Annotated in this window: 16 protein-coding genes; 11 read left to right on the forward strand and 5 right to left on the reverse strand. The window is 61.5% G+C overall.

Features of this window, described 5'->3' with window-relative positions; translation table 11 throughout:
* Positions 1-70 precede the first annotated feature (70 nt).
* Positions 71-673 carry a TetR/AcrR family transcriptional regulator gene (locus ACYZTY_RS15205; protein WP_461959202.1) on the forward strand — a complete coding sequence of 201 codons (603 nt, stop codon included), beginning with the start codon at positions 71-73 and terminating at the stop codon, positions 671-673.
* Between the two features lie 94 nt (positions 674-767).
* Entirely contained in the window at positions 768-1,736 is a 969-nt protein-coding gene (locus tag ACYZTY_RS15210; protein ID WP_461959203.1) for a 2-hydroxyacid dehydrogenase, read from the forward strand.
* Here ACYZTY_RS15210 and tssA read toward each other — a convergent pair whose 3' ends face one another.
* The 5 genes from tssA to ACYZTY_RS15235 are packed head-to-tail and all read right to left on the reverse strand — an operon-like array spanning position 1,737 to position 9,258.
* On the reverse strand, positions 1,737-2,825 hold the full coding sequence (gene tssA, locus ACYZTY_RS15215; RefSeq protein ID WP_461959204.1) for a type VI secretion system protein TssA: 1,089 nt from the start codon (positions 2,823-2,825) through the stop codon (positions 1,737-1,739).
* Positions 2,822-6,640, reverse strand: coding sequence for a type VI secretion system protein (locus ACYZTY_RS15220; protein ID WP_461959205.1), 3,819 nt, complete (start codon positions 6,638-6,640; stop codon positions 2,822-2,824). Before ACYZTY_RS15220 ends, tssA begins: the two co-directional genes overlap by 4 nt.
* The gene (locus ACYZTY_RS15225) at positions 6,637-7,404 is read right to left on the reverse strand and encodes a DotU family type IV/VI secretion system protein (protein WP_461959206.1); all 768 of its coding nucleotides are present in this window, start codon (positions 7,402-7,404) and stop codon (positions 6,637-6,639) included. The genes ACYZTY_RS15220 and ACYZTY_RS15225 overlap by 4 nt, the downstream gene beginning before the upstream one ends.
* Before the next feature lie 18 nt (positions 7,405-7,422).
* Positions 7,423-8,754: a type VI secretion system baseplate subunit TssK gene (gene tssK, locus ACYZTY_RS15230; RefSeq protein WP_461959207.1), complete on the reverse strand. Its 1,332-nt coding sequence runs from the start codon at positions 8,752-8,754 to the stop codon at positions 7,423-7,425.
* A 54-nt stretch (positions 8,755-8,808) separates the two neighbouring features.
* The gene (locus ACYZTY_RS15235) at positions 8,809-9,258 is read right to left on the reverse strand and encodes a type VI secretion protein (RefSeq protein ID WP_461959208.1); all 450 of its coding nucleotides are present in this window, start codon (positions 9,256-9,258) and stop codon (positions 8,809-8,811) included.
* Positions 9,259-9,483: 225 nt separating this feature from the next.
* Between ACYZTY_RS15235 and tssB the strand changes: the two genes are divergently transcribed.
* From tssB to ACYZTY_RS15280, 9 genes are all read left to right on the forward strand, one after another.
* On the forward strand, positions 9,484-10,038 hold the full coding sequence (gene tssB / locus ACYZTY_RS15240) for a type VI secretion system contractile sheath small subunit (protein WP_461959209.1): 555 nt from the start codon (positions 9,484-9,486) through the stop codon (positions 10,036-10,038).
* A 28-nt stretch (positions 10,039-10,066) separates the two neighbouring features.
* Complete coding sequence (gene tssC / locus ACYZTY_RS15245) at positions 10,067-11,548, forward strand: type VI secretion system contractile sheath large subunit (protein ID WP_461959210.1); 1,482 nt, start codon at positions 10,067-10,069, stop codon at positions 11,546-11,548.
* 77 nt (positions 11,549-11,625) lie between these two features.
* Positions 11,626-12,123 carry an Hcp family type VI secretion system effector gene (locus tag ACYZTY_RS15250; RefSeq protein WP_461959211.1) on the forward strand — a complete coding sequence of 166 codons (498 nt, stop codon included), beginning with the start codon at positions 11,626-11,628 and terminating at the stop codon, positions 12,121-12,123.
* A 15-nt stretch (positions 12,124-12,138) separates the two neighbouring features.
* Positions 12,139-12,582 (forward strand): type VI secretion system baseplate subunit TssE, encoded by a 444-nt coding sequence (gene tssE / locus ACYZTY_RS15255; protein ID WP_461959212.1) that lies wholly within the window; start codon positions 12,139-12,141, stop codon positions 12,580-12,582.
* Positions 12,566-14,359 (forward strand): type VI secretion system baseplate subunit TssF, encoded by a 1,794-nt coding sequence (gene tssF, locus ACYZTY_RS15260; RefSeq protein WP_461959213.1) that lies wholly within the window; start codon positions 12,566-12,568, stop codon positions 14,357-14,359. Before tssE ends, tssF begins: the two co-directional genes overlap by 17 nt.
* The gene (gene tssG / locus ACYZTY_RS15265) at positions 14,323-15,348 is read left to right on the forward strand and encodes a type VI secretion system baseplate subunit TssG (protein WP_461959214.1); all 1,026 of its coding nucleotides are present in this window, start codon (positions 14,323-14,325) and stop codon (positions 15,346-15,348) included. The genes tssF and tssG overlap by 37 nt, the downstream gene beginning before the upstream one ends.
* Positions 15,349-17,892, forward strand: coding sequence for a type VI secretion system ATPase TssH (gene tssH / locus ACYZTY_RS15270; protein WP_461959215.1), 2,544 nt, complete (start codon positions 15,349-15,351; stop codon positions 17,890-17,892). It abuts the gene before it with no gap.
* A 69-nt stretch (positions 17,893-17,961) separates the two neighbouring features.
* Positions 17,962-18,324: a hypothetical protein gene (locus ACYZTY_RS15275; RefSeq protein ID WP_461959216.1), complete on the forward strand. Its 363-nt coding sequence runs from the start codon at positions 17,962-17,964 to the stop codon at positions 18,322-18,324.
* Positions 18,325-18,531: 207 nt separating this feature from the next.
* Complete coding sequence (locus tag ACYZTY_RS15280; protein WP_461959217.1) at positions 18,532-18,858, forward strand: hypothetical protein; 327 nt, start codon at positions 18,532-18,534, stop codon at positions 18,856-18,858.
* Positions 18,859-18,914 lie beyond the last annotated feature (56 nt).

An 18,914-nucleotide genomic window follows, 5' to 3' on the forward strand; every position in this document is an offset into this window, starting at 1 on the left:
GCGGCCTGACACGCGACCCACTGCCCCTAAGATGCAGTCATCCATACACCCTCAACACCTGTGAGCCGCCATGCCTCGAGTCTCCCGAAAACAAGCCGAACTCAACCGCGAGATCATCGTCGAAGCCGCCACGCGATTGTTTCGCGAGCGCGGCCTGCACGGGATCAGCGTCGTCGATGTGATGGGCGCGGCCGGTCTGACCCATGGCGGGTTCTATGGTCATTTCGAATCCAAGGAAGCGCTGGCGAAAGAAGCCTGCACACGGGCGTTCACTGAGTCGATGGAACGCTGGAAACAGAAAATCGACGCCAATGACGACAGCGTCTCGGCCCGCACGAGCATCATTGCGCCCTACCTGTCGTCGGCCAATCGCGACAATCCGGGCGAAAGCTGCCCGGTGACTGCGTTTGCCGGGGACATGTGCCATGAGACGGCCGAAAGCGGTTTGCACCAGACCTACACCCAAGGGCTGGAAGCCTTGTTGCAGATGCTTACACCCTTGATGGGTGCTGATCAGCCCGAAGCCAATCGCCAACAAGCCCTGGTGGATTACTCGTTGATGGTCGGCGCCCTGACCCTCGCGCGCGCGACCCGCGGGGACGGGTTATCCGATGAAATCCTCGACGCCGCCCGGAATTTTCTGACCTCGCAAGGTAATCAATCTGACCAATAGCGTGTGCGATTCCCGGTCATTGCTAAACTCCTCTGGAATCAGCACTCTGAAGCAACATTCGAGATCCGACATTCAATACCCACAGGAGGCCAGCATGCCTGCAACCGTTCTGGTACTGGTTGAAACCATCAATGACTACCTGCCGATTCTCGAACATCAGGGCTTTCACCTGATTCTGGCCCCGACGCCCGCCGAGCGCGTCGCTGCCATTACACGGCATGGCGCTCAGATCGATGCGGTATTGACCCGCGGCCCACTAGGCCTGTACGCCGATGAAATCGCCGCCCTGCCCAACCTCAAGATCATCTGCGTGATCGGCGCCGGTTACGAACACGTCGACCTGCAAGCCGCTGCCGACCGGGACATCACCGTCACCAACGGCGCTGGCGTCAATGCCTCTTCAGTTGCCGACCATGCCATGGCGATGTTGCTGGCGCTGGTACGCGACATTCCCCGATGCGACGCCGCCGTACGCCGCGGCGAGTGGCCGAAGATCATGCGCCCTTCCCTGGCCGGCAAGCGCCTGGGGATTCTCGGCCTCGGTGCCGTCGGCATGGCCATCGCCAGACGCGCCGCCGCAGGCTTCGACATGACCGTGAGTTATCACAACCGTCAGCATCGCAGCGATGTTCCTTATGCCTTCTGCTCGACGCCGACCGAACTGGCACGCGCCTCGGATTTTCTGGTCGTCGCCACGCCTGGTGGCATAGGCACCAAACACCTGATCAACAAACAAGTACTCGATGCCTTGGGCCCCAAGGGGTTCGTCGTGAACATCGCCCGAGCCTCGGTGATTGCCACGGCAGACCTGGTCAGCGCGCTTGAACAACGACGTATTGCCGGTGCCGCACTGGATGTGTTCGATGCCGAACCTCACGTGCCGGATGCCTTCAAGGCGCTGACCAACGTGATCCTGACGCCGCATGTCGCGGGTTTGTCCCCGGAAGCGACCCAGGGCACCGTTGAACTGGTGGGGAAAAATCTGGTGGCGTTCTTCACCGGCCAGCGGGTGTTGACGCCCATTGAGTTACCCGCGCCGGTCACCGCCGTACTCGTTCGCTGACTAAAGGACGCCCAACAGCGTCCACAGGCGCCGGGATTCGGCGTCGGCCGAGATCAGTTCGCCCAGCAGCTCGCTCAGGGGCTTGTTGCCCCACTCCACCCCGCGCTTGATCAAATACGGGACGGGGCTGTGGGGTTCGGTGCGCGCCAGGTACTCGGCAATCAACAGCAATTGCCGATACGCCTCTTCACGACTCGCCGGCTCACGGAACACCTGAGGCGCTGACGACAACTCGGCAGGACTGGCCGCCACGAAGTGCGCCACGGGTAGCGCCTCGGCGGGCACCTCGGTTGACTGTCGTGGGTGCATGGCGATGAACTCCTGAACCAGCGTCAATAACGCCTCGATCACATCCTGCAAGGCTTTGAAGCCCGGGGCTTGGGTGCCGAGATAAGCATCGCTCCAGTCTTCCAGCCGGTGCAGATGTTGCAGGCTCATCAGCAGATTGCCCTGGCTGCGTAACCAGAACGACAGGGGCGTGGCGCGAATCTGCTCGGTCAGTTTTTTCTGTTCACTGCGCGCGGTTTCCGCCGAGGCTTTCGCCGCCTTACTGTCGTTGGCCAGCACCTGTTGCAGCTGCAAGCGCCGCCAGGCATCCAGACACAGGCCATCGAATCCACCATTACGCGGGTCGAGCAACGGCACCCGGGTCAGCAGCACTTCACTGTAGCGCCGGGCCAGCCATTCAAGCGGGATCACCCGCCATGACTGATCACCGTCCTCAGCCTGAGGATGAAGCTGCTCGGGATAACGTTCACATAACCCGGCGATCAGCGCGAGACTGCCCGGCAACCCCTCCAGCCCGTCCTGATGCAACCAGGCCTCACCCAGCCAGGCGCTGAGCATCAGGTCTTTACTGCGCTCCAGCAGCAAAGTCGTGGTCAGTTTTTCCAGCTCCGGCCATTGCGCCCGTTTGATCGACGACTGCCAGACGCCCGTCGGCAAGCTGGTGTCGTCTTCCCGACGCAGTTCGCGCGCTTGATCGAATTCACGTTCATAGCGCAAATCATCGCCACAAGGCGCCTGCTCGCTGATCGGTTCAAGCAACCGGGCAATCAGTTCCGGCAAGGGTTTTGACGGCATGTTCACAGCCCCTCCTCATTGTTTACCAGGTTCGCGGTCGCCCCGGTCACCATGAACGGTGAACGCGGTGCTCGGGTGGGCAGCGGTGCAATGGATAACGGCAGTTTCGAGCCCTGGGTCATCAACGACAGGCGCACAAACATCAACGTCTGCTCCGCCGTGCTGGTCTGCGCCGTCACCGGCAAGCGCAACGTCAGCGCAAAATCCGTGTAATCCATGTTCGGCTGGCGCTGCACCGACTGGTGCGAACGGATCAAACGCAGCAACGACCACGGTCCGCTGTACTCCCAACCGGCTTCAAGATCGCGCACCACCAGGCTTGGCTGCAACGGATCGTTGGCCGGGCGCTGGTAGCCGTTCCTGGCCCAACGCAAGGTCAGCCGCACAGGTTGACCGACCATCCAGCGCAGGTTGGGCTGAGCCTCGCCGGGATAGCTGATCTGTTGATTGCCGGCGTCCAGGCCCCAGGCGATCACTTGATCGGCACCGCGCTCCTCCTCTCGATCAGTGCGCCAGCGCACGTCCATTTCAACGCCGAGGATCCCACTCTTGTCCCGCACAAACAGCGGGCCCAGCCAAGTACTGGCCTGCTTCAAGCGGTTAAGAAAGTCCTCGGCGGCCAGTCGTTCCGGCGTCTGGCTGAGCTGCAACCCGGCCTGGGCCACCGGCAATCGCTTATCGATCAATTCGAGAAAATGCTGGACCCGCGCAGGGTCGGCGTCGGAGGCCTGGAGGCCATTGGCAAACGGAAAGCGCTCGCTCAGGTACTGATTGAAATAGTTGGCGAGGTCGTTCCACGCCGCCGAGGCCTGCCGCTGTTGCAGGTACTGGCAGCGTTGCAGGGCACTTTGTTGCAGATCCAGTGCGCGCAGGGCCAACGTCCCGCGCCCGGCGGACAGGTTGGCGGTTTGCAGGATCTGGCCGCAGGACGTGGCATCCATTTCGATGAAGTCGCGGCTCACCAACTGCTCGATCTGGGCCGGAGAACTGGCAGGATTCTGCTCCTTGTACTTGAGCAGTTCATCGTTGAGCGCGCTGAATTGCGTTACGCGCTCGTAATCCAGCGCCGAGAGATTCTGCTGCTGGGTTTTCAACCACTCCAGCGCCGAGGTGCGTCGTTCGGTGATGCCGAGCATGGTGTTGAATTGCTGCTTGAGGCTCAGCTTCAGATCCTGCACATCGCTGGCGCCATACAGTTGCAGACCGAGGTTTTTCGAACCGTCCCACTGGCTGATGGCCGTGCGTTCGCTGAACAGCGGCTGGGCGACGATTTCACCCAGACCGTCGACCACCTGGTTCATGGCACGGCGGTTCAAAGCACTTTGCAAACGCGTCGCCAAGTCGCTGCGGCGCAACTCGACAAAAGCTTTCTGCAAGGCCACCGCCTGAGGCGCCTGCACGTTGAACACCCCGTAGGCGTGGGTCTGATCATTGTGATCCTTGAGGCTCAACCACATGGCCTTGGCCGCTGCACCTTCGGCGGCCTGCAGCAACGCACCGCGATAATCCGGCGGGATGCGCGGCAGTTCTTCGGCGGCGTAACTCTTGTAACTGGCGAAATAGTTCAGCGCGCCGTTGAGGTCATCGCCATCGATGTTCTGGCCTTGCATGTCACTGGCCTCAGACTGGTCCGCGCGCAAGGCAATGGCCACGAAGTCGCGTTTGAACAGGGCCTGCACCGCGTTGTTCAACTGGCTGACATGCTCTTGCAACACCAGTTGCCCGCTGCCTTGTTGCACCAGCAGATTGCCCCGGGCACCGGCCTGGGCGATCCACTGATCACGAAAACTCTGCTGCAACTTCGACGCTTGCTGATCCAGTTGTTGCTCCACCTGCGGGCCGAGCAAAGTGCTCTGGCGCACCTTGTCCATCATCTCGCGATAGCCCGGGACCAGATCCTGGCCCTTGCCGCGACTCCACGCCGAATTGGTCAGGCCGATCAGCGCTTGCAGGTCGTCGATCAGCGCCCGCAGGTCCTCAAGCTCGGTCAGGGAATTGCCACTGCCGGCCTCCAGCCGCTCCAGGTGCAACTTGAGATAACCGGCCTGGCGCACGAAATTGTCGGCGAGGAAATACTGGTCGAGCCAGCGTTCCATCAACCCGGAAAAGTTTTCCTCGATGGTCGAGCGCTCCATGGCCAGGTCCAGCGGTTTCAAGTCGCCGCCATCGCTATCGAGCAACACTCGATTGTAAAAACCGGCACGGCGCAAAGTGCCGACATTCAGGTTCAGGGACAAGGCGTTGTTGCTCAGCAACGCCAGGTCTTCGAGCGGCGCCTTGGGGTTGTTCAGTGCCTGGTTGAACCACTGGTTCTGTTGCTCAAGACGTACCGCACGTTCCACCAGCTCCTTGGCCTTGGCGTAGTTCTGCCACTGTGCCGGGTCTTCGTTTTCGACGTTGCCCCGTCGCTCGGTGTTGCGAATGGCCTTGAGTTGTAACAGTTCTGCATTCAGGAGATCGTGCAACGGCCGCAACAAATGACTGTGTGCGGTCAGGCGCAGTTGATCCTCCACCTGCACGTCCAGCGACGAAAACCACGACGTGGGAAACACCACCGAGGTAAAGCTCCAGCGCGGCGCTTTCTCCAGCACCCGCCAGAAGCCCTGGACGTTGCGCCGGGTCGCCTCCAACCGATGCGACTCGTCCGTGACCGCCACGTAATTCTTTTGCGCGCCTTGCAGCAGGCGTGACAGTTCATGAGCGTCCTTGACCGAGTCCTGCCAGACCCACAGCATGCCAACGGCCCAGATCACCCCGACCACCAGCGCCACCGCACCGGTCAAGCGCTGCCAACGCTGGCGCAGGCGCAACAACCGGGGCACGACCTGTGCCAGCCCGCGCTCGGCGACCACCCGCCGTTGCCACAACTGCCGGGCGAACGCACTCTGCTGCAACCCGGTGTCGTAGGCCGAGAACCCGTTTTGCGCCTCTTGCGCAGGCTGGTTGGCGGTGAAATAAACCCCTCGAAAACGCGGCGCCTCGCCTTGGGCATTACCCTGGAAAACCGGCTCCAGCAAGGTTTGCAGAGTGCGCCGCAAGGCTTCCAGACGTTCCGGCAAACCGTATAGCTCGCCACTCAAATGGCCGGACAAGGCACCGATCTCGATGATCGATTCCGACAAGGCACGGTTCACCTGGTCCAACGCCTGATCACTCCATTGCGATTGCCAGACGGCATCGGGGCCATGCGGCGATGACCAGCCCAGCACCCGCTCGCGGGTCTCGTCCGGCAATGCCGTTATCAACTCCTGGAAACCCGGCAACTCTTCCATGCCGGTAATGACCACGTACACCGGCAGGCTCAGGCCGAACCGTTGCAACAGATCGATAAAGCGCCGACGAGCCGCCAGGCCGAGGTTCGCGGCCTGTTCGACATTGCCCAGGCGACTCACCGGCACGGTCCAGATCACCCCGTCCAGCGGCCGTCTGCTGCGCAAACGCAAGATCAATCCCAACAAGCGCCACCAGCCGCCCCGTTGCAGGTTCATGCCTTCATCCGGCAGAAACAACGCCTGTGGCACCACCAGCACTGCGCCTTCGGGGTCCGACCACCAGCGCCCGAACCAGGCCGGTTTGTCTGTCGGTTGCAGGCGCCACTGGCTGCATAACTGCGTGCCCTGGGTTTCGTTGCCGAGCATCAGCAACCAGGGAATCTGGTAGCGGTCATGGGCACCCTGCTCCTGCTCCATGTGCCGCACCGAGGCATAAAAACTGCGGACCGCCGCCCCGCTCTGGGTACGCAACCACCAGACCGCCACCGCGATAATGGCCAGTACCAGCAGCACGGCGATGACCAGGCCGATAATCTCCAGGGTGCTCATGAGTCTTGCTCCGATGCCGCAACCGAATCGGTCATCTGCAACACCGGTTCGAGTTCCTGGCGGATATCACGCCAGAACAACTGCCCCAAACCGGTCAGCAACAGGACCATCGCGAGAATCCCCAGGCCCAGGCGAAAACCATCGGGCAACGACTGGCGCACCGGTAACTGCAACGGCGGCACGGCCGAAGGTTGCGTGAGTCGGGCGCTGACATCGGCATAATCCGCCTCGTGCTGCCAGGCAAAGGTGAACAGCGCCAGGCGCAATTTTTCATGTTGAGCCTGCCCCTGCTCGCCCCGCAGCCGCCCTTCGAACCCCAACACCAGGCACTGCAAATAGACATTGGCGAGGTCGCGGTTGGCAGGAACCTGCTCGTCCAGCAACGTCTTGATCGCCAACGGCAGCTTTTCACCGGCCTGACGACTGGCGTACATCCTCGACTCCAGGGGTTTTTCCTGCCACGCGGACTGTCCCGGCCACGGGGTAAACACCAGGGTTTCATCGATCAGGGCGACAAAGGCATAGACCAGCGCCCTGACCTGTTCGGTCGCTGCATCGCCGACCCGGGCGAACGCCGTTCGCCACAGGCGCTGCGAGATTTGCGTCGACAGGTCGACCACCGCCTCCACCAGTGCCTCGTCGTCACTGTCCTTGGGCAACTCGCTCCATTGCCCGGACCATTGCAGCCAGGCCTCGCGAAAGGCACTGCTCAACGGTGCATCGTGGAGGCCCCGTGTACCCGCACCGGCATTCCCCTCAGACATATGACGCCCCTTCCTTGATCAGGCACTTTCACTCGCCTGGGCCACAAACAACACCACTTGCCATGGGCTGCTCGCCGGTTTTGAGGCCGGCGCGACAATCAGCAACGGCAATTGCCCGTCGAACCATTCGCCTTCGGCCGTCACCACAAACAAACGCGTATCGTCACCGACGCTGTAGGCCACTTGCTCGTTGCGGCCCATGACCTGATGCGACAAACCGCTCATGCGCTGACGACTGAGCAACGGGATATGCGGCTGCGAAGCGATGATCGCGCCGCTCAGCCATTCACTCGCGGCTTGCTCGCCAACACCGTTGGGCATGCGCAAACCGATCACCAGGCGCTGGCTTGGTTGATCGTCGGGCAGTTGAATCGAAAAGCTCTGTTCACTGCGCGCAAACGGCAGGCTGCGATAGCCGGCCCGGATCAATTCGAGGGTCTTTTCCAGCCAGTCGAGGACCGCGTCATAACCGCGTTGCAGTTCCAGAAAATCCAGCGGGGCGAATGGCGGCACTCCGGCCAATGGGTCCAGCGCCGACCAGGCGCCCGCCAGCCCGAGCAACCCGCCATACAGGGCTTGCGGGTTGGCCTGGCGACTGCTCAGCGTGCCTTCAACCTCCGGCAACCGCGCCCAAAGCGCCGTCAACTGACGACGAATTTCCATCGCGTCGTCCTGATTGCCGGCCTGCTGCGCCTGACGCAAGCGGCCCGCCAGGAACATGCATTTCTCCCGCGCCCGGGCACACAAACCCGCCACCCGACGGCCGATGACGGACTCCGGCAACAGAGTTGGCGTGGGGGGTGTGTAAGGCAGCGGGATAAAACCACCGCCCTCCTTGCGGATTTTCAGCAGTGGCAGACAAATGGAATCGGCCTTGTTCAATTGCGTGCACAACCGCGGGTTCGGACGCCAGACCGTGATCGATTCGGGGTACTCGCCGCTGGTCAAATCCGGCAACGCATCGCCGACCACCGATTGCAGCCGGCCCTTGAGTGGCAACAACTGACCGGCGCGCCACAACGGGCTGACCGCCAGGTACACGGTGACCGTCGCATCGTCCGTGGCGTTGACTGCTTCGCTGACATCAAGCTCCAGCAGCGGCCCGACACCGGCCTGCACATTGACCGGCAAACCGTCAGGCATCGTTGCCTGCAAATGGCTTAACCGCACCAGCCCGGCACTCAATGCGCCGGGGTCGAATTCGATTCGGGTCACGCCCCAGAACCAGGGATTGCAGGCCTGGGCAAAATGCGCGACCAGCGCCTCGGCCCGCAACCCTTGCAACTGAAAATGCTGGGGCAGCAATTGCATGCCCTCATGCCAGCAAACCGCGTCAGGTAACAGGCTCATACGATTCCCTTCGACGTCTAGTGTCGCCGCGCAAACCGGCGGCCTGGCATGTATTCAGTTCGGGTTGTCACTGACCAGCGTCATCTCGCGACTGTCGAACTTGAGCCAGGCATTGCTCTGGTCATCCAGCCGCAACCGGTGTGCTCCGGGAGTGTTATAGCTGGCGAAGACCAAAAGTCCAGCCGCCCGCTTGCCCCCCAGCGGGAAGGGTTGTTTGTCGATGAACTGACCGGGGACCAGCTCAAGCCCCCAGACCGTCATCAGTTGCCGGTAGTCGCGTTGATACTGTTCACGCTCGTTAAACCACTGCCGCGCGGTAATCCCCGACAACTGCTTGAGCAAATCCGGATCGTTCACCGCAATGAAATCCACGGCAATCGGCGTGTCGTCGTTCGCTCGTGGAGCGACGTCCAGCGTCAGGTTATCGAGGTCCACGCGTGGCCCGAACAACGAACACCCAGCGAGGGTCAGGAACATGACCAAGGCAAAAAAACGTGCAACCAAAATGAATTTTCCTTTTCTCGATTCAGTCCAAAAATGTTTTTGCTTGCTTTTTTATAGACCTGTTCTAGCGTCTTGGGTAGTTCGGCACCCAAGCCGAATGTGGAAGGTTTGTCAAAGGAACGACAGGTCCATCTGCCACCCTTTCTAACCTACGGTCCAGCAAGGGAAAGCGATGAACGGGCCTCCCGATGCATTGCGCCCGCTCATGCATCGGAGTCAGCCAACATGGCCGAAAGTACTCAGCACAAGCTCGACAGGGTCCGCCCGCCCAGGGTGCAAATCACCTACGACGTCGAAATCGGCAACGCCATCGAGAAAAAAGAATTGCCGTTGGTCGTCGGAATCCTCGCCGACCTGTCCGGCAAGCCCCTTGAACCTCTCCCCAAACTGAACGAACGGCGCTTTACCGAGATTGACCGCGACAACTTCAACGAAGTGCTCGCCTCGATCGGCCCCCGCGCCACCTTGCAGGTCACCAACACCCTCAGCGGCGACGAGAGCAAGCTCAACATCGAGCTCAACTTCAAGCACATCGACGATTTCGACCCGGTCAAGGTGGTCGAGCAAGTGACCCCGTTGCGGCGCCTGTTCGAAGCCCGCCAGCGACTGCGCGATCTGCTGACCAAGCTTGATGGCAATGATGATCTGGACAAGCTGTTGCGCGACGTCATCGCCAACACCGAGGGCCTGCAAGAGATCAAGTCTGCCCGTCCGGAAACCGCTGCCTCTGGCGCTGCCCCTGCAGACGACGCCGAAGCACCGGCCGAACCGCAAGCCTGATCGCTCATTCATTTAGGGAGATGTCGCCATGCCCGCTTCAGCCGCCTCCAAAACCAGTGAAAGCACCACGGAAAGCCTGTCCCTGCTCGATCGCATCATCGCCGAAGGCCGCATGGCCCATGACGACAGCCAGCAGGACTACGCCCGCGACATGCTCGCGGAATTCGCCACCCAGGTTCTCGACGAAGGCATGGCCATCGACAAGGACACCGTGGCGATGATCAATGACCGCATCAGCCAGATCGACGAGCTGATCAGCGCTCAGCTCAACGAGGTGTTGCACCATCCGGACCTGCAAAAACTCGAAGCCTCCTGGCGTGGTCTGCACCTGCTGGTGCAAAACACCGAAACCAGTTCCCGGCTGAAACTGCGCCTGCTCAACGTGACGCAGAAAGAGCTGCAGAATGATCTGGAAAAAGCCGTCGAGTTCGACCAGAGCGCGCTGTTCAAAAAGATCTACGAAGAAGAATACGGCACCTTCGGCGGCCACCCGTTCAGCCTGCTGGTGGGTGACTACACCTTCGGCCGGCACCCGCAGGACATCGGCCTGCTGGAAAAACTGTCGAACGTCGCCGCGGCCGCCCACGCGCCGTTCATTGCCGCCGCCAGCCCACGGCTGTTCGACATGAACAGCTTCACAGAGCTGGCGGTGCCACGGGATCTGTCGAAAGTCTTCGAGAGTCAGGAACTGATCAAATGGCGCTCCTTCCGCGAGAGTGAAGATTCGCGCTACGTGTCGCTGGTGCTGCCGCACTTTCTGTTGCGCCTGCCCTACGGCCCGGACACCTCCCCTGTGGAAGGCATCAATTACGTCGAAGACGTCAACGGCAGCGACCACGGCAAATACCTGTGGGGTAACGCCGCCTGGGCCTTGTCGCAACGCATCACCGAAGCCTTCGCCAAATACGGCTGGTGCGCGGCGATTCGTGGCGCTGAAGGCGGTGGCGCGGTCGAAGGTTTACCGGCTCACACCTTCCGCACCACCTCCGGCGACCTGTCGCTCAAATGCCCGACCGAAGTGGCGATTACCGACCGCCGCGAGAAAGAACTCAACGACCTCGGCTTTATCGCCTTGTGCCACAAGAAAAACAGCGACGTGGCGGTGTTCTTCGGTGGGCAGACCACCAACAAATCCAAGCTCTACAACACCAACGAGGCCAATGCCAACGCACGGATTTCGGCGATGTTGCCGTACGTGCTGGCCGCGTCGCGTTTCGCGCACTACCTGAAGGTGATCATGCGTGACAAGGTCGGCAGCTTCATGACCCGCGACAACGTGCAGACCTACCTCAACAACTGGATCGCCGACTACGTGCTGATCAACGACAACGCGCCGCAAGAGATCAAGGCGCAGTACCCGTTGCGTGAAGCCCGGGTGGATGTGACCGAAGTCGCCGGCAAGCCGGGTGCCTACAAGGCCACGGTGTTCCTGCGGCCACACTTCCAGCTCGAAGAATTGACCGCTTCGATCCGCCTGGTCGCGACTCTGCCGCCACCGGTAGCGGCCTGACCGGCCTCTCTCCCGTCGGCCAACCCGGCGGGAGCTCTCCGTTTATCTAGCACGATTACTTTCAGGAGTTTCATGCGATGGATGCAATCATTCTCGACCTCGGCGGCGACATCAAAGGCGACAGTCTGCTCGAGGGTTACAAGGACAAGATCGAAGTCATGTCCTACAGCCACAACGTGGCGATGCAGGTCACCAACGATGTCAGCAACTCGGAACGGACCTCCGGCAAGCCGCACATCGGTGAGTTCACCCTGACCAAATTCGTCGACAGTTCCACGCCGTCCCTCAACGAGTATTGCTGTGCCGGCAAACCGATCCCGGAAGCCAAGATCACCATCGGCCGTAACGCCGCTGAAGGCAGCGGTCAGCTGATGCCGTTCATCATCTACACCCTGACCAACGTGGTGCTGTCCAACGTCAGCGTCAGTGGCGGCACCGGCGGCAAACCGGTGGAAACCGTGTCGCTGAACTTCACCAAAATAAAATGGGAGCTCACTGCCCAGAAAGACGACGGCACCAAGGAAGGCACGGCCGCCTCGACCTGGGACATGGCTGCCAACAAGCTCGTCAAGTAAGCGGACGCGTCGGCCATGGCAGGTACTGGCATACTCCCACCGTTGTTCGAGCGACTCGCTTCAAGCGAGGTCGACACTGTGCAGGTGTTCGACCGCCAGGGGTTGCTCGACTCGGTACAAACGGAGTTGCTGCGCCTGTTCAACACCCGACGCGGCCCTCGCCCGTTGACCTCCCCGCCGAGCATTCTCGACTACGGCATCGCTGACTGGACCGCCTTGCAACAGCAGCGCAGCGATGACCGTCGTCAGTTGGCGCGGGACGTGCGCGAGGCCATCACCCATTTCGAACCGCGCCTGAAACTGGACGAGGTTCAAGTCAATCCAGTCCCCGGCCATCCGCAGCAACTGAGCATTCGCCTGCTTGGAGCATTACGCAGCGGCCAGCAGCACTGGCCCGTGGCATTGGTCATCGAGCGGGCCGGCGATGGCCTTGAGGTGCGTCATGAGCGACTCGATTGACCCGCAACTGCTCGACTACTACCAGCGTGAGCTGACCTGGTTGCGCCACGCCGGCAGCGTTTTCGCCGAGCGTTATCCCAAGGTTGCCCGGCGCCTGGAGCTGTCACCCGGCGAATGTCCGGACCCGCACGTCGAACGGCTGCTGGAAGGTTTTGCACTGTTGGCCGCACGCCTGCAACGCCGTCTGGATGACGACTACGCCGAATTCAGCGACGCGTTGCTCGAACAACTTTACCCGTTGGCCATGCGCCCGCTTCCGTCCTGCGCCATCGTGCAGTTCGAACCTGACCCGAGCAAAGGCAACCTGGCCGGCGGCTATTCGCTGCCCCGGGACACACCGCTGTTCGTCACCACCGGCAAAGGCGAAAGCATTCACTTTCGCACCAGCGCCGCAGTTCGGCTGTGGCCCGTGGAAATCAACGAAGCGCTGCTGCTGGGCAGCGACGAAGCCCAGGCCCTGACCGGCGTTGTTCAAGCGCGCTCGGCGTTGCGCCTGAGCTTGCGTTGTCTCGGTGAAAGCCAGTGGTCAGAGCTTGGCATCGAACAGTTGCGCGTGCACTTGACCGCCTCGCCCATGATCAACGCTTGCCTCTATGACCTGCTCGGCGCCCATGCCGTGAAAGTACTGGCCGGACCGCCCGGCAGCGTACCCAAAGCGCTGACGGGGCTGCCGCAGATCGTCGGTTTTGCCAGCGACGAAGTGCTGCTGCCGGACGAAGACGGTGTGCATCCGGGCATGCGTCTGCTCGCCGAGTATTTTGCCTTCCCGGACAAATTCAACTTCTTCGACCTGCCACTGGCCGGCGCCACCAGCGACAGCCAGACGCTCTTTTTGTACATCGTGTTCGATCGCGCGCCCACCAGCCGTCTGCACCTTCAGGCCAGTGACATCGCGCTGGGCTGCGCGCCGGTGATCAACCTGTTTCCACGCACCTCGGAGCCCCTGCGCCCGGATGGCACCCGCAGCGAATATCGCCTGGTCGCCGACAGCCATCGGGAAAACAGCGTCGAGATCCACAGCATCCGGGCGATGCGCGCCAGTTCCAGCCAGGGTGTGCAGCGGGTGCCGGCCTATTACGGCAGTCAGCACAGTGGCGCCGATAAACAGTGCTACTGGCACGCGCGACGGGTCAGCGGCATGACCCCCAATCGTCTGGGCACCGACGTGCTGGTGAGCCTGGTCGACACCCGACTCGATCCGCTGTCGGAGGCCATCGAATACAGCCTCACTGCTGAACTGCTCTGCACCAATCGACACTTGGCCCAGAGCCTGCCAGCCGGTACACCGCTGGGCTTCGAACGTCCGGGGCCGGTGGCCTGGGCGCGTCTGCGCAACCCGCCCAGCCCGCAGAGTCTGCCGCGCCTGGACGGTGAATCGCGCTGGCGGCTGGTGTCGCAACTGACCCTCAATCATTTGTCATTGGTCGAGGGGCCGCAGGCGCTGGAGGCACTCAAGGAAATCCTGCAATTGCACAACCTGCGTGACGAGGCCAGCGCCTGGCGGCAAATCGAGGGCTTGTCGAGCCTGGGTTGCGAGCGGGTGATCGGCCATGTCGGCGAAGACGCCTGGCGCGGCTGGCGCAATGGCCTGGAGGTGCAACTGCAACTGGATCCCGAGTATTTCATCGGCAGCAGCGCGGTGTTGTTTTCCGCGGTGCTGGCGCAATTCTTTTCACTCTATGCCACGGCCAACCGCTTCGTGCGCACGGTGCTGGTGCAATCAGACAAGGAGGTCAAGACATGGCAACCCCAAGCCGGCATGCCGCTGTCCCTCTGAACCTGAGCCAACGGCTGCGACGTGATCCCCAGGCCTTCGAATTATTGCAGGCGTTATTGCTGCTGGAGCGCGAACATCCCCAGGCCGAATCCCTGGGCAGCGGCACCGCCCCTCAAGCGGAAGCGCTGCGCCTGCGCGGGCCGTTGACGCCGCTGTTTTCCGCCAGCGAAATCGAAAGCCTGACCCAGGAACCCGGCCAGCAACCGATCCTCAGCACGCCGGTGTTCGGCCTCGGCGGCCCTGACGGCCCCCTGCCCTACGCCTATCAGGAATGGCTGCAACAACGGGCTCGGGCCAAGGACTACGCACCGGCCGAATTCCTCGACCTGTTCCAGCATCGGCTGCTGAGCCTGCTGTACAAGGTGATGCGCAAACACCGGATCGCCGTGGGCTTCACCGTGCCCGGTGCGTCCCCGGTACACGCGCAATTGAGGGCGCTGACCGGGTTGCTGCCCAAAGCCTTGCAGGAACGTCAGGCCATACCCGATTCAGCCGTGCTGGCGTGCAGCGCGCTGTTTGCCGATGGGCGTCGCTCCCTCGCCGGTTTCGCCGCGATCGTGCGCGAGCAGTTCGAATTGCCCGTGCAGTTGAGTGCCTATGAAGGCGCCTGGCGCGAGATTCCGCCCGCCAGTCGCAGCCGCATGATCCCGGGTGGCCGCAACCTGCAATTGGGTCGCACAGCGGTGGCTGGCACCCGAGTCTGGGATGAACACGCAGGCTTCAGGCTAACCCTTGGCCCGCTGTCTTCGGCCCAGGCCGCAAGGTTCCTGCCGGACGGCGAATCCCACCCGGCGCTGGCCAGCCTCAGCGCGCTGTATTTCGGCCCGGACCTGGATTGCACCCTGGTGTTGCTGGTACGCGGCGCCGGCCCGATGAAAATGGGTCGTGAAGCACCCCCACTGCTGAGCTGGAACGGCGGTTTGCAACGTCAGACCAGCCTCGCCGTGCAACGGATCGAAACCCGCCTTCGTCAGCTGGAGATCACCTGAATGGAACTGGCCAGCCTGATCGGACGCCTCAACCCGGACAACCGCCGCGCCCTGGAGCGCGCGGCGCAACGCTGTCTGCAACGAGGTCATCATTTCGTCGAGATCGAGCACTTGCTCCTCGAACTGCTGGACATCGAGGGCGGTGACTTTGCTTGGCTGCTGCCGCGCTTCGGCCTGGAGCGCGATGCCCTGACGGCGGAAATCAACAAGGCGCTGGACCTGTTCAAATCCGGCAGCACGCGTACGCCGGCACTCTCGGCACACACCACCGGCCTGCTCGAAGATGCAGTGGTGCAAGCCAGTGTGTTGGGGCTCGACAGTATTCGTTCCGGGCTGTTGCTGCTGGCCTTGATCGACCGCGACGAGCGCCGCAGCCTGCTGCTCAACAGTGCTTCGTCGCTGTTGAAAATTCCACGGGAAGCCTTGCGCAGCAACCTGCTGGAATGGACCGAAAGCTCTCGCGAACACGTCGGCGGCGCACGTCCCTCAGTGGCAGGCCATGCAGCGCCAAAACAGGATTCCGTGCTGGACCAATACACCCAGGACCTGACCGCCGACGCCCACGCCGGGCGCATCGATCCCATCGTGGGGCGCGACGGCGAGATTCGTCAGTGCATCGACATCCTGCTGCGACGTCGGCAGAACAACCCGATCCTGGTCGGCGCGCCGGGTGTCGGCAAGACCGCGGTGGTCGAAGGCCTGGCCTTGCGCATTGCCGCCGGGGATGTGCCTCCGTCGTTGCAGGAGGTCAGCCTGCGAGTACTCGACCTCGGACTGTTGCAGGCCGGCGCCGGGGTCAAGGGCGAGTTTGAACAACGCCTCAAAGGGGTGATCGACGCAGTACGCAGCGCGGACAAACCGATCATTTTGTTCATCGACGAAGCCCATACCCTGATCGGCGCCGGCGGCGCAGAAGGCGGAAGCGACGCGGCCAATCTGCTCAAACCGGCGCTGGCCCGTGGAGAGCTGCGCACCCTCGCCGCTACGACGTGGCTGGAGTACAAAAAATACTTCGAGAAAGACCCGGCCCTCGCCCGGCGTTTTCAACTGGTGCAAGTCGAGGAGCCGGACGAAATTACCGCCGTGGAAATGCTCCGCGGAGTCGCCGCCAAACTCGAACAGCACCACGGTGTGCAGGTGTTGGACGCCGCCATCCACGAAGCGGTGAAACTCTCCCACCGCTACATTTCCGGACGTCAGTTACCGGACAAAGCCATCAGCGTGCTCGACACCGCGTGCGCCCGGGTCGCCCTGGGCCAACATGACGTGCCGCCACCGCTGGAAAGCCTGCGCCACCGCCAGAACAGCCTCAAGGACGAAGTCGAACGCCTGCGTCGAGAACAGGCCACCGGGCTCGACCACCGTGAGCGCATCACCCTGTTGGAAGCCGAATCCACCGATAACGTGCAAGCCATCCGCGAACTGGAAGTGCGCTGGAACGAAGAACGGGTCGCCGTGCGTGAACTGCTGGAAACCCGCCGCGAGCTGCTAGCCTTGAGCGAGCGCGCCGACAGCGACAAACCGGACGAAGCCACCGACAGCCGCATCGATCATCTGGCCGCCGAACTGGTGCGCCTGGAAGCCGGGCTGGACGCCATTCGCCAGGACGATCCGCTGGTGCCGGAACAGGTCGACACGAAAACTGTCGCCGCCGTGATCGCCGGCTGGACCGGCATTCCCGTGGGCAAGATGCTCGCCGACGAAGCCCACGCGGTACGCACCCTCGGCCAGCGCATGGGCCAGCGAGTGATGGGCCAAAGCATCGCCCTCGGCACCATCGCCCAGCGCTTGCAGGCCTACCGCGCCGGCCTCACCGACCCGCAGAAGCCGGTCGGCGTGTTCCTGCTGGTCGGCCCTACTGGCGTGGGAAAGACCGAAACCGCTTATGCGTTGGCCGACGCGTTGTACGGCGGCGAACGCAACCTGATCAGCATCAACCTTTCCGAATACCAGGAAGCCCACACCGTCAGCCAACTCAAAGGCGCCCCACCCGGCTACGTCGGTTACGGCAGCGGTGGCGTGCTGACGGAAGCCGTGCGGCGCAAACCCTATTCGGTGGTGTTGCTGGACGAAATCGAAAAGGCCCACCCGGATGTGCTCGAAGCTTTTTACAACGTCTTCGACAAAGGCGTGATGGAGGACGGCACCGGGTTGGTGGTGGACTTCAAAAACACCGTGATGCTGGCCACCAGCAATGTCGGGGCGGAGTTGTTACTCGACACACCGGTCGCGCAACTCGGCACCGATGCGTTTAACGAAGCACTGCACAAAGTGCTGCTGCAAGCGTTCCGCCCGGCGTTTCTGGCACGCATGACCGTGGTCGCTTATCGGCCGCTGGATGAAGCGACGCTGGAAGGGATTGTGTTGGCGAAGCTGGAGAAATTGCGTGGGCGGTATAAGGCGGCCACGGGTAAACAGTTTGAGTTTGATGCCGGGATTGTGCAGGCGGTGTTGGCCAAGTGCAGTGCGGCGGGCGCCCGGGATGTCGAGAATGTGTTGATGACCCAGGTGACAGGGAAGTTGGCGGAGTGGGTGTTGGAGTGAAGACAGGATGCAACCCGCTCTGCTCTTAGGGCAGTGCAAACCAATGTAGTGAAAACAAGGAGTGTTTATATGGCATTTACAACCGCACAACTGGCCGCTCGGATTAATAGCAGCCGTACTGATCTGGAACTCTGGGCCGCCTCAACCCCGCAAAACCAGGGGCCGATGGTTCCGGCCTTCACGACCTACTTTAACAACCTGCAAACCTGGATAACCCAGAACGGCGGCGCAAACCCGTTTGGCTGGAACAACGTCACCGGTCTTACTTACGCCAACGGCACTCAGGTTGTGCTCCAGGGTCCCGCACAGACGGCACCGTTCAATGACGCATTTAACGATGTAAGAGCCCATTTAAACAACGCGGACTTTCGGTTATTTCAGGCAGCGCAAGCGAGTCTGACGTTGATTAATGTGCTTGGGCAGATGGGTTGATTCTACGAGGCCGGGGGACGGGTTGATCATTCTGAATGATGGACCCATCCCCTTTTTTATATTCATTGGAGAACTCTAAAAATGTTGACGTTCACACTTTCACAGCATGTCAGAGGCGCGCATGGAAACGTGCATTTCAACAACCCAAATAGGGTCCTGCGACGGATGCGTCTCTTTTATCCGGAAACACAGGCACCTGGCGCTCGAATGGATGGCACCTATGGGATGGTCACCTACCCCAGCTACTTTTCAGATCAAAACATTTGGGTTGATAACGCGACCAATACACCGTGGGACGACAACGCCCCAAGCCGTCGCCTGGGGGTGACCTATTTCCCGGCCAACCAATCCCTGGGAACCATATCTGCTTATGTCGAAGGAGTCTTGCAAACCTACCTGCAAGCAGGCAGCGCCAGCGGCAGCCTGGATATTCCGGTCGTTGGTTATACGATTGTCGTTTCATGGTTATCCAATTCAGCCGAGGCTACTAACGAGGGATTTACGATCAGTCAGATGTATCCGCGAATAGACTAGTCAGGCCTTTATGCCGCTCATTTAAAGGACACCGCCGCATGAACTGTTAATTGACT

Source organism: Pseudomonas sp. LB1P83, assembly GCF_054897885.1.

What these genes read in the sequence shown, in the direction of transcription:
- ACYZTY_RS15220 (WP_461959205.1), bottom strand. Translation starts at nt 6,640, where the DNA reads ATGAGCACCCTGGAGATTATCGGCCTGGTCATCGCCGTGCTGCTGGTA.
- tssE (WP_461959212.1), top strand. Translation starts at nt 12,139, where the DNA reads ATGGCAGGTACTGGCATACTCCCACCGTTGTTCGAGCGACTCGCTTCA.
- tssF (WP_461959213.1), top strand. Translation starts at nt 12,566, where the DNA reads ATGAGCGACTCGATTGACCCGCAACTGCTCGACTACTACCAGCGTGAG.
- tssB (WP_461959209.1), top strand. Translation starts at nt 9,484, where the DNA reads ATGGCCGAAAGTACTCAGCACAAGCTCGACAGGGTCCGCCCGCCCAGG.
- tssG (WP_461959214.1), top strand. Translation starts at nt 14,323, where the DNA reads ATGGCAACCCCAAGCCGGCATGCCGCTGTCCCTCTGAACCTGAGCCAA.
- ACYZTY_RS15250 (WP_461959211.1), top strand. Translation starts at nt 11,626, where the DNA reads ATGGATGCAATCATTCTCGACCTCGGCGGCGACATCAAAGGCGACAGT.
- tssH (WP_461959215.1), top strand. Translation starts at nt 15,349, where the DNA reads ATGGAACTGGCCAGCCTGATCGGACGCCTCAACCCGGACAACCGCCGC.
- ACYZTY_RS15280 (WP_461959217.1), top strand. Translation starts at nt 18,532, where the DNA reads ATGGATGGCACCTATGGGATGGTCACCTACCCCAGCTACTTTTCAGAT.
- tssC (WP_461959210.1), top strand. Translation starts at nt 10,067, where the DNA reads ATGCCCGCTTCAGCCGCCTCCAAAACCAGTGAAAGCACCACGGAAAGC.
- ACYZTY_RS15275 (WP_461959216.1), top strand. Translation starts at nt 17,962, where the DNA reads ATGGCATTTACAACCGCACAACTGGCCGCTCGGATTAATAGCAGCCGT.
- tssK (WP_461959207.1), bottom strand. Translation starts at nt 8,754, where the DNA reads ATGAGCCTGTTACCTGACGCGGTTTGCTGGCATGAGGGCATGCAATTG.
- ACYZTY_RS15225 (WP_461959206.1), bottom strand. Translation starts at nt 7,404, where the DNA reads ATGTCTGAGGGGAATGCCGGTGCGGGTACACGGGGCCTCCACGATGCA.
- ACYZTY_RS15210 (WP_461959203.1), top strand. Translation starts at nt 768, where the DNA reads ATGCCTGCAACCGTTCTGGTACTGGTTGAAACCATCAATGACTACCTG.
- ACYZTY_RS15205 (WP_461959202.1), top strand. Translation starts at nt 71, where the DNA reads ATGCCTCGAGTCTCCCGAAAACAAGCCGAACTCAACCGCGAGATCATC.